The following is an 11,102-nucleotide window of genomic DNA, read 5'->3' on the forward strand; positions in this document are numbered from 1 at the left end:
TCCTGGTCCTGTCCCGGATCGGCCTCGACCCCGAACTGGGCACCGACGCCATGGAACTCCTGGGCCTCTATGACCAGGCCGCCGAAATCAACGTCACCCCGGACCGCAGCTACTGCTTCTCCATCCGCGGAGTGGCCCGTGAATACGCGCACGCCACCGGCACCGAGTTCACCGACCCGGCATCCAAGGTCCACGCCCCGCAGGTGCTTTCCGGCRGCTACGGCGTCAAGCTCAACGACGACGCCCCGATCTACKGCAAGCCCGGCTGCGACCGCTTTGTGGCCCGCACGGTGCGCGGCGTGGACGCCACCCGGCCCACCCCGCCGTGGATGACGTCCCGCCTCCGGCTCGCCGGTATCCGGTCCATCTCCCTGCCGGTGGATATCTCCAATTACGTCATGCTCGAGCTCGGGCAGCCGAACCACTGCTATGACCTGGACAAGCTGTCCGGCGACATCGTGGTCCGGCGGGCCACGGCAGGGGAGAAGATCACCACCCTGGATGCCAAGGAGCGCACGCTCGACTCCGAGGACCTGCTGATCACGGACGCCTCCGGGCCCATCGGGATCGCCGGCGTCATGGGGGGTGCCCACACCGAGGTGTCGGACTCCACCACCAACGTCCTGGTCGAGGCCGCGCACTTCGACGAAGTCTCGATCGCGCGCTCGCGCCGCCGCCACAAGCTCCCGTCCGAGGCGTCCAAGCGCTTCGAACGAGGCGTGGACTGGCAGGTTGCCGACGTCGCCGCCCAGCGCGTGGTGGACCTGCTGGTCCAACTCGCCGGCGGCACCGCCGACGAGGCGGGGACCGACGTCGGCACTGCGCCGGACGCCGTCACCATCGAACTGCCGGCAGGCTACGCCGCCGCCCGGATCGGGATCGACTTCACCGAGGACCACATCGTGACCTCGCTCGAGGACCTGGGCGCCGTCGTCGAAACGAGCGCCGCCGGCCACACGGTGACCGMCCCGAGCTGGCGCAACGACCTCGAAACCAAAGACGACCTCACCGAGGAGATCGCCCGGCTGGTCGGCTACGACAAGATCCCGGCAACCCTGCCKGTGGCGCCGCCGGGCCGTGGCCTGACCCGTGTCCAGCAGCAGCGCCGCCGCCTGATCCAGGCCCTCGCCGACGCCGGACTCACCGAAGTGCTGGCCTACCCGTTCGTGTCCAAGGCTGCCAACGACACCTTCGGCGTTCCTGCCGAGGGTGCGGCGCGCACGGCCCTCAAACTGGCGAACCCGATCAGCGAGGAGCACGGCTTCCTGCGGACCTCCATCCTGCCGGGCCTGATCGAGGTGGCCAAGCGCAACCACTCGCGCGGTTTCCGCGACCTTGCCCTTTTCGAGGCCGGGCTCGTGTTCCTGCCCGGCGAGCGGCTGGGTACCGCCTCGATTCCGCCGCTCGGCGTCAAACCCGGCGACGAGGTGCTGGATGCCCTGTACGACGGCGTCCCGGACCAGCCGCTGCACCTCGCCGCGGTTCTCACGGGGCACGACTCGCCCGCAGCCCCGGGCCACGCCCCGCGGGCGTGGGGCTGGGCCGACGCCCTGGATATCGCCCGCGTCGCCGGCGATGTGCTCGGCGTCGACCTCGTGGTCACGCAGGGCCGGCACCAGGCCTTCCACCCCGGCCGGGCCGCGCAGATTGCCCTGCGCACCGGCGAGGTAGTGGGCTACGCCGGGGAGCTGCATCCGAAGCTGCTGGCAGCCTACGACATGCCGGCCCGCTCCGTGGCGCTGGAACTGAACGCCGACGCCCTCTTCGAGGCCGCCGCCGACGTGATCGTGGCCCGGCACATCTCGACGTACCCGGTGGCGACCCAGGATGTGGCCCTCGTGGTCCCGCAGGACGTCCCGGCCGGAGAGGTGCTTACGGCCCTGCGTGAAGGCGCCGGCGAACTGCTCGAGGACGTCGCACTGTTCGACGTCTACGCGGGCAAGGGCATCGAGGACGGCAAGAAGTCGCTCGCGTTCAGCCTCCGCTTCCGCGCCGACGACCGCACMCTGACGGCGGACGAGGCATCGGCGGCCCGTGAGGGTGCCGTCGCCGCTGCCCACGAACGCTTCGGGGCTGTGCAGCGCTAACTGCGGCGCTGAGCACTGAGCTGACGACGGCGCTGGCGAGCTGAAAGGGCGGGTCATGGCATCACACCTTGTTGTGCGTGCCTGCCCGCCCTTTCGCGTGCCCGTGAGCTCCGGCGATCCCTTGGACCCCGCATCAGCTGCGGCAACGGCGGCAGCTGCCTCGCTCCTGGAGAGCGACGCGCGTTCCCTTCTGGACGGACCGGAGCTGCACCGGGCACGGGCCATGACCCCCCGGACACGGGAGGACTTCCTCGCCGGACGGCTGGCGCAGCGGAGGTTCGCCGCCGGGCTGCTGGGTGTGCCGGCGTCGGCCCTCACAGCCTGGTACAGCTGTCCGCGCTGCGGCAGCGGCACGCAGATCTCCCACGGCCGTCCCGGCTACCTGATCGGGGGAGCAGCGGCGCMGTTGCTGCTCAGCCTTTCCCGTGCGGCCGGCTGGACGCTGCTGGCAGGAATCGTTGACCCGGAACCGGGCCTGCGTCTGGGGATCGACGTTGAGGATCCTGCCAGGACCGACTTCGAGGGTTTCGACGCCGTAGTGCTGACCCCGGCGGAACGCGCCCACCTCGCGGGCCTGGCCGGCACCGAKCTGTTGCGCGCGCGGGCACGGCTGTGGGCGCGCAAAGAGGCCTGGCTCAAGATGACCGGCACGGGACTGCAGACGGCTCCGGACACCGTCGACGTCTTCGACGACGCCCCGGATGACGTGCTGGAGGGGGACGTCGACGGCCGTGCCGGGCTCCGGGACCTGCCGCCGGCASAGGCCGGGCTGCCCGCCCACCTCGTGGCCGCCGTCGCCGTGGCGGTCTATCCCTAGGCGCTTCCGGTCTGTACGCGGCCGGTCGTTCTGCGGCCGGTCTTTCTGCGACGCCGGCCGCCGTCAGGGCGTTGGCGGCGCCGCCTGCGGCAGCGGCGGGAGGGCGTCCTCGTACAGCCACGGGTGCAGCAGTGCCTCGGCATCGAGGCCCGTCGCGTGGGCCGCCGTGAGGATGAAGTCGGCCGTCGTCACGGTGCCGTGGCGGAAACGGTCCGTCCAGTCATGCAGGAGGGCGAAGAACGCGAGGTCGCCGGAGCGCACCCGCAGTGCGTGCAGGGCCAGGGCTCCGCGCTTGTAGACGCGGTCGTCAAACATCAGCTCCGGGCCCGGGTCGCCCACCATCAGGTCCTGTGGGAGGGCCGAAAGCTTGCGCCAGGCAGCGCGGGCGCGACCGGCCACCGACATCACGCCGGCCTCTTCGGACCAGAGCCATTCGGCATAGCAGGCAAAGCCCTCGTGCAGCCAGATGTCCTTCCACGTGGCCGTCGTGAGCGAGTTCCCGAACCACTGGTGGGCGAGCTCGTGGGCGACCATCCGCTGCGACTCCCAGTCCTGCCGCAAATGGTTGGGACCCAGGATGGACAGCGTCTGTGCCTCCAGCGGGATCTCCAGCACGTCCCCGGTCACCACTACGGTGTACTCCGGGAACGGATACGGCCCAAAGCAGTTGGTGAAGGTCCGCATCATGTCGGGCTGCCGGGCCAGGGCTGCCCGGGCGTCCGCCGCCTGCGCCGCCGGAACGGCCACGTACTGGGGGACGTGTCCCGACGGCCGCTCGGCGTTGAGCGTCAGGAGCTCATAACGCCCGATCTGGACCGTTGCGAGGTAGGTGGCCATGGGTTCGGCCTGCTCGTACACCCAGGTCTCACGGCTGGCCCTGCTGGTGCGGGACAGCAGCACCCCGTTGCACACCGCCCGGTAGTTCGCCTCGGTGGTCACCGTGATGCGATAGCTCGCCTTGTCCCGCGGGTGGTCATTGCACGGGAACCAGGAAGCGGMGCCATTGGGCTGGCCAGCCACCAGCACGCCATCGGAGAGCTCTTCCCAGCCCACTTCGCCCCAGAGGCCGCGGCGGGGCGCAGGGTATCCCTCGTAGCGGATGTCCAGGCTGAAGGCCTCATCGGCGAGCAGCGGCACTTCCGGGTATACGACGAGCTGCTCGGMCCGCTGGGTGAACCGGCGCACCTTGCGGCCGTCCAGCTGGATCTTGGTGGCCCGCAGCCCGGTCAAGTCCAGGACGATCGCCGACGTCGGAAGTTGCGTCATGGCGTGCAGGACAGCGCGCCCGTTCAGGCGGTTGCTGCTGACCCTGTAGTCCAGCTCGAGTTCATACCGGGTGACCCGGTAGGCATGGGTCCCGTGGCCAGGCATATAGGGGTCCGGGGAGCCAACAACCCGGGCCGGTGCCCTGGCTGTATCCCTGCTGATGTGCCTGGCAGTATCCCCGCCGATTTCTMCGGCAGTATCCCCGCCGGTGGCAGAGGCGCCGCTGCTTGGTGCACTGGTACTCAATKGACGGACCTTCGGATTGTGGTGCTGTCGGACATACGCGKGMCGGGCCTACCGGGACTTGGCGGGCGGTGCGGGCCCGTCCCAGGGGCTGACCGGGTTGCCCATCCAGTACGTGCCGGCAKGGACAGTTTCKCCCCGCATGACGAGGGAAGCCGGCCCCACCGTGCCGCCGGTGCCGATCCTGGCCTGCGGCAGGATGACGCCATGCGGTCCCATGGTGGCTCCGTCATCGAGCGTAACAGTGTCGATGCTCATGACGCGGTCATGGAACAGATGGGTCTGGACGACGCACCCGCGGTTGACGGTCGAGTTCCTGCCGAGGGTCACGAGGTCCGCCTCGGGCAGCCAGTAGCTTTCGCACCAGGTTCCCCTGCCGATTTTCGCGCCGAGCGCCCGCAGCCACCAGACCAGCGCCGGTGTGCCCGTTGCCGCCCGCGCGAACCATGGGGCGCTGACCATCTCAATGAAGGTGTCCACCACTTCGTTCCGCCAAATGAAGGAGCTCCAGAGCGGGTGTTCACCGGGGTGGATGCGGCCGACCAGCAGCCACTTGGCCGCTACCGCACTGCCTGCGGCTGTGGCACCGGCCAGCAGGATCACCACCCCGCCCAGGACGGCGGCGATACCGTAGTTAAGGATGGTTGCGATCGCGTCAAATGCCAGCATCACGGCGACGGCGATCGCGACCGTGAGCATGACCKKGACGAACCGGCACAGCTCCCACAGGGTGCGTGCGACCTTCAGCCGCCGGGGCGGCTGGTAGGTCCGGGTGTCGTCGGAGGCGATGGCGGTGCGCCGCAGCCGCACGGGCGGGCTGCCGAGCCACGACGTCCCGGACTTCGCCTTGGCCGGGGTCGCGGAGAGGACCGCCACGAGGGAGTTCTTGGGCACGTTGCGGCCGGCCGCCGTCATGCCCGAGTTGCCCAGGAAGGACCGTTTGCCGATCTTTGCCGGCGCAATGTGCATCCAGCCGCCATCCAGTTCGTAGGACGCCACCATGGTGTCGTCGGCCAGGAAGGCGCCTTCTCCCACGGTGGTCATGCGGGGGATCAGGAGCACCGTGGAGGCTTCCACGTTGCGGCCGATCTTCGCGCCGAGAAGCCGGAGCCAAACCGGGGTGAAGAGGCTGGCGTAGATCGGGAACAGCAGATCCCGGGCCAGGTCCAGCACCCGCTCGGTCGCCCACACCTGCCAACCGATCCGGCTGCGGACACGGTAGTAGCCCTCGGCGAGGCCGATGCTGAGGAGCCGTGTGGTGGCAAGGACCAACAACAGGTTGGTCAGGAACCACACGAGTGCCGCCAAGGGGATGGAGAGCACAAGTCCGGGCAAGGCTGCAGACAACGAGGAGTGCCCCTTGATGAATGAGAACATCACAAAGGCCGCAGCGGCGGCGGAKGCGTAGGGGATGAGGGCCAGCACCGCGGATGCCGCGGCGAACCCGGCAAACCACAGCCGGCCGATCAGCCGGTGCTCGGCCGGGATTTCCGGCCACGAGTGCCGGGCCTTGCCGCGGCGCTCGGCCGGTGACCCTGCCACCAGCTGGCCGGCTTTGACCTTCCCCATGACTGCGGAGCCCGGCTCCACCTGCGCTCCTGCGCCCACGATGGCTCCCGGCATGAGTGTGCTGCGCGCCCCGACGCTCGCGCCGGGGCCAATTCTGATGGCGCCGATGTGCACGAGGTCGCCGTCGATCCACCAGCCGGACAGATCAACTTCGGGCTCGATGTTGGACCCGGCACCGAGGGTCAGCAGCCCGGTGACGGGCGGGAGGGAGTGCAGTTGGACGTTCTCGCCGATCTTGGCGCCCAGGGCCTTTGCGTAGTAGGGGACCCACGGCGCGCTGGCCAGGCTGATAGCGCCGGCGAGGTCCTGGATCTGCTCAGCGAGCCAGAGCCGGATGTGCACCTTCCCRGACCGCGGGTACGTTCCGGGCCCGACGTTGCGGAGCAGGATCCGGGCCGCGGCAATGGAGATCATCATCCGCCCGGCGGGGCTGACAAAGACGAGCCAGGAGGCGACGACCCACCACCACGAAATTATTGGCGCGGCGCTGAATCCGGCGAAGGCCGCCAGGAGGTTGTTAGCGGCCATCAGGTAGGTCAGCCAGCGCATGCCGACGAGGATGTGCAGGGGGACGCCCATGAACGTCTGGAAGGCCTGGGACCTCCGTGCCGTGGGCCGGACGGTCCGCTCCTGTGCGGGAACGGCCCCGCCCTCGGGTAGCGACTGGCGGGCCGTGTCCACCAGCGCGCCTACCCTCGGGGTCGCGTAGATATCGGCCACCGTGATGGTGCGGTAGCGCACGCGCAGGGCGGATACGAGCTGCGCGGCTGCCAGTGATCCGCCGCCGTAGGCGAAGAAATCAGCGTCGAGGCTCGTGACCGGGCTCCCCAGCACGGCGCTCCATTGCTGTACGATCCATTGCGCGTCGTCGGGCAGGTTCAGCGCGGCGCCTTCGGCCTCGACGGCTCCGGTTCCGCTGAGCGGCCAGGGCAGGGCATGGCGATCCACTTTGCCGCTGGTCTTGGTKGGCAGCGAATCGACGAGGGTCAGGAGCGGGATGAGCGGTGCCGGCAGGTTCTCGCCCAGCAGTTCGCGCGCGACTGCGAGGTCAATGTCCTGGCCAGCCACGGCGGCAAGGTAGCCGACCAGGATCTGGTTGCCCGCCGCCGTGGTCTGCACCGCGGCGKCGGCACCGRCGACATCCGGCAGMGACTGGAGGGCGGCGTCGATTTCGCCCAGTTCGATCCGGCGGCCGCCGAGCTTGACCTGTTCATCGGCGCGGCCCTGGAAGATGAGGCCCTCGGCCTCGTACTTGACGAGGTCGCCCGAGCGGTAGGCGCGTTCCCAGCCCAGCGTCGGCATGGGGGCGTACTTTTCCGCATCCTTGACCGGGTCAAGGTACMGGGCCAGCCCGACGCCGCCGATGATCAGTTCGCCCACCGCGCCTTCGGCGACCGGGAGTGAATCGGCGTCGACGACGGCGAGGTCCCAGCCGTCCAGCGGCAGGCCGATCCGGATGGGGCCGGGCGTGCCGAGCKGCGCGGCACACGCGACCACGGTGGCCTCGGTGGGACCGTAGGTGTTCCATACTTCCCGGYCCTCGACGGCGAGCCGCTCGGCAAGGTCCGGCGGACACGCTTCCCCGCCGAAGATCAGCAGGCGGACGCTTTCCAGCGACTCGACGGGCCAGAGCGCGGCGAGCGTGGGGACGGTGGATACCACCGTGATGCCGTGGCTGATGAGCCAGGGGCCGAGGTCCATCCCGGTGCGGACCAGCGCTCGGGGTGCCGGGACGAGGCAGGCGCCGTTGCGCCACGCGAGCCACATCTCCTCGCAGGAGGCGTCAAAGGCAACGGACAATCCTGCCAGCACCCGGTCCTGCGGGCCCACCGGATCATCCTGCAGGAAGAGGCGGGCCTCGGCGTCCACGAACGCGGCGGCCGAGCGGTGCTGGACGGCAACGCCCTTGGGAGTGCCGGTGGACCCGGAGGTGAAGATGACCCACGCGTCGTCGTCGGGGCCCGGCTGCCTGGCCGCGGGGAACGGCCGGGGGTGTTTGCTGTCCGTGACGATCTTCGCGCCGGCGCGAAKAATGCCGGAAACCCTGGCTTCCCCAAAGACCAGTTTGGCCCGCTCGTCGGGGTCGTCGGCGTCGACCGGGACGTACGCCGCCCCGACGAGCAGCACCGCCAGGATCGAGATGTAGAGCTCATTGGTGCCGGACGGGATCCGGACGCCGATCTTGTCGCCGGCACCCAGTCCGGCCATGTGCAGTTTCCGCGCGGTTGCCCGGACTTCGTGCATGAGCTGGGCGTAACTGAGCGAGCGGTGGCCGTCGTCAAGGGCGGATGCATCAGGGAAACGGTCGGCAGTATTGCGAAGGATGTCTATGAGCGTCCGCTCCGGCGGGGCGGAGAGCGCGCCGGGCAGTTGGGGCGCGTAGACGGGGGTGTMGTCCGCCGCCACACGCTGTGCCGAACCGGCGTCGGGGGCTTTACTCGGGGTCAGTTGTTGCTCGGTCACTGGCGCATTGTCCCTGCAAGAGATGAACGGATGGTGTTGCCGCGTGGTTTAGGCGCCCGCGCGGCTTTAGGGGACCAGGATGACTTTGCCCGTGGTGCGGCGCTGTTCGAGGTCATCATGGGCCTGTGCCGCCTCGGCGAGGGAGTAGCGCGCGCCGATCCTGACCTTGAGGCTGCCCGCGGCAGCGGCGGCAAAGACTTCGTCCGAGCGCCAGCGGCGTTCCCGGGCGTCGCGAAGGTAGTGGCCCATGGTGGGCCGCGTGAGGTACAGCGAGCCGCCGGCATTGAGCCGCTGCGGGTCGAACGGCGGGACCGGGCCGGAGGCTCCGCCGAAGAGGACCAGCATGCCCCGGATGCGCAGCGACGCCAGGGAGCCGTCGAAGGTGTCTTTTCCGACGMCGTCGTACACGACGTCCGCACCGGTGCCGCTGGTCAGATCCCGGACGCGCTCCGCGAAGCCGTCGTAGCGCAGCACGTGGTCTGCCCCGGCTTCCCGGGCCAGCTGCTCTTTCGMGTCCGTGGAAACGGTGGTGATGACGTGGGCGCCCTTGGCCTTGAGCAGCTGAATCATGAGGAGCCCGACACCACCGGCGCCGGCGTGGACCAGCACCGTGTGGTCAGGCTCGACCTTGAAGGTGGAATTGATCAGGTAGTGAGCCGTGACGCCCTGCAGAGGCAGCGCCGCAGCGGTGAAATCGTCCAGACCGTCCGGAACCGGGAGGGCCTTGTCCCCGTCGATGAGGGCATAGCCGGCGTAGCAGTTGACGCCTTCCGCCGTCGCCACCCGGTCGCCGGGAGCGAATGCGGTGACGCCGTCGCCGACTTCCTCCACGGTCCCCGAGGCTTCGGAGCCGGGCGTGAAGGGGTAKGCGACCTTGTAGACGCCGCTGCGTTTGTAGGTGTCGATGAAGTTCACGCCCGCGGCGGCGACCTTGATCAGAAGCTGGCCCGGTCCGGGAACGGGACGGGCTGTTTCGTCGAGATCCAGGACCTGGGGGCCMCCTGCCCGGCGGGCGACGATAGCGTGCATCATATGGCTCCTTTTCCGGGCGGGAATTTTCTGTCCCCGTCCCATGGACCATCCTAGGGACACCGGCGACAACCCTGAAGGGGCCGTCCGTAACTAGCCGTCACGTGGTGCGGCCATGAACAGACCTGCGCATGATGGTCCCGCACCCGGCCGGTACGCCGGCGGAGCCTGTACCCGGGCGGCGGCAGAGGCGTTGCGCCCGGCTAGTAGCGGCGGGTGACGGTCGCCATCGGGCACTCGAAGTGGCGTCCGGCGGAGAGGCCGACCTCGTTGAGGTAACGGACGATGATGCCGTAGGACTGCAGGAGCGTGGTTTCCGTGTAGGGAACCTGGTGCTTCGCGCAGAACTCGCGGACGATCACGGCGGCCTTGTCCAGCTGGGGGCGGGCCATGTCCGGGAAGAGGTGGTGCTCGGCCTGGCGGTTGAGGCCGCCGAGCAGGATGTCCATGAAGCGGCCGCCCGAGATGTTCCGGGAGGTCAGGACCTGGCGGCTGAAGAAGTCCACGCGGCTGTCAGCCGGCAGGACCGGCATGCCCTTGTGGTTCGGGGCGAACGAGGCGCCCATGTAAAAACCGAAGACGGCGAGCTGGACCGCGATGAACGCGAGTGCCATGCCCCACGGCAGGAAAGTGAAGGCGAGAACCGGCAGCAGGCTGAGGCGGACCACGAGGATCGGGATTTCAACCCAGCGGTGCGTGACCTTGGCGCGCTGGAAGATGAACTTGATCGAATCGATCTGCAGGCCCAGGCCCACAAGGAACAGGAGCGGRAAGAAGAACCAGCCCTGTTTGCGGGTGAGGAACGAGAACCGTCCCTGCCGGGTGGCCGCGGCTTCCGGGAAGAAGGCGATCGCCCCGGTGGCGATGTCCGGGTCCTTGGAAATGACGTTCGGGTGGTTGTGGTGCGCGCCGTGCTTCTGCTCCCACCAGGAGTAGCTGATCCCGGCGACCGAGGTGGCAAGGAGCCGTGCGGCCCAGTCGTTGGCGCGGCGGGAGGCGAAGATCTGCCGGTGTCCGGCCTCGTGGGCCAGGAAGCTMAGCTGGGTGCAGAGGATGCCCAGGGCCGCGGCGATGAGGAGCTGGAACCAGCTGTCACCGATCAAGGCGAAGCCGAACCAGGTGGCGCCCATCAAGAGGGCCAGGACGGAAAACACCGTGATGTAGAAACCGACGCGGCGTTCGAGCAGGCCTGCGGCCTTKACGGTTTTCAGGAGTTCCGAGTAGCTGAGGACGACGGCATTGGGCTGCCGGACGCGCGATTTCGGTCGCTCCGTCGTTGCGGTGGTGAGGGTCATGGAGCGCTTGCCTCGTAACTGTTACGGGCAACGCTCCAACTGACATTCGCAGCTGCACGGTCTGTATTACCCTTTACCCAGCATACGCCCCCGTGTCTACACGGGCCGCCGATCCACACCGTCATCCTCTGCCGGCGGAACTCTCCTGACGCCGGCACGCCCCTTCCGAAGCTGTGCCCGGGAGGGGGGGTGTCCCTATGCTTTTGGTCAAGCGCCCTCGGGTGCCTTTTCTTGGTAGAGGGTGCCGTTTTTGAGCATGGCGAAGATGACGTCGCAGCGGCGCCGGGCGAGGCAGATGATGGCGGCGTTGTGTTTCTTTCCTTGGCCGCGTTT

General features: G+C 68.9%; 6 protein-coding genes and 1 pseudogene. 2 read left to right on the top strand and 5 right to left on the bottom strand.

Annotated elements, in window-relative coordinates; genetic code table 11:
* Both pheT and AC1DBQ_RS17985 read left to right on the top strand, forming a co-directional pair.
* On the top strand, positions 1-2,087 hold a 2,087-nt coding region (gene pheT, locus AC1DBQ_RS17980), incomplete at its 5' end, for a phenylalanine--tRNA ligase subunit beta (RefSeq protein ID WP_476929811.1).
* Between the two features lie 55 nt (positions 2,088-2,142).
* Positions 2,143-2,904, top strand: coding sequence for a 4'-phosphopantetheinyl transferase family protein (locus tag AC1DBQ_RS17985; RefSeq protein WP_476929812.1), 762 nt, complete (start codon positions 2,143-2,145; stop codon positions 2,902-2,904).
* A 63-nt stretch (positions 2,905-2,967) separates the two neighbouring features.
* Here AC1DBQ_RS17985 and AC1DBQ_RS17990 read toward each other — a convergent pair whose 3' ends face one another.
* The 5 genes and pseudogenes from AC1DBQ_RS17990 to AC1DBQ_RS18010 form a co-directional block, all read right to left on the bottom strand.
* Complete coding sequence (locus AC1DBQ_RS17990; protein ID WP_476929813.1) at positions 2,968-4,275, bottom strand: M1 family metallopeptidase; 1,308 nt, start codon at positions 4,273-4,275, stop codon at positions 2,968-2,970.
* Between the two features lie 189 nt (positions 4,276-4,464).
* Positions 4,465-8,388, bottom strand: coding sequence for a Pls/PosA family non-ribosomal peptide synthetase (locus tag AC1DBQ_RS17995; protein ID WP_476929816.1), 3,924 nt, complete (start codon positions 8,386-8,388; stop codon positions 4,465-4,467).
* A gap of 123 nt (positions 8,389-8,511) precedes the next feature.
* The gene (locus AC1DBQ_RS18000; RefSeq protein WP_476929814.1) at positions 8,512-9,477 is read right to left on the bottom strand and encodes a quinone oxidoreductase family protein; all 966 of its coding nucleotides are present in this window, start codon (positions 9,475-9,477) and stop codon (positions 8,512-8,514) included.
* Between the two features lie 200 nt (positions 9,478-9,677).
* A complete protein-coding gene (locus AC1DBQ_RS18005) occupies positions 9,678-10,769 on the bottom strand; it encodes a fatty acid desaturase family protein (RefSeq protein ID WP_476929815.1) in 1,092 nt (363 codons plus the stop codon).
* A 207-nt stretch (positions 10,770-10,976) separates the two neighbouring features.
* Positions 10,977-11,102: pseudogene (locus AC1DBQ_RS18010) on the bottom strand (IS110 family transposase); the annotation flags it as partial.

Source organism: Arthrobacter sp. 10T413_2, assembly GCF_056394205.1.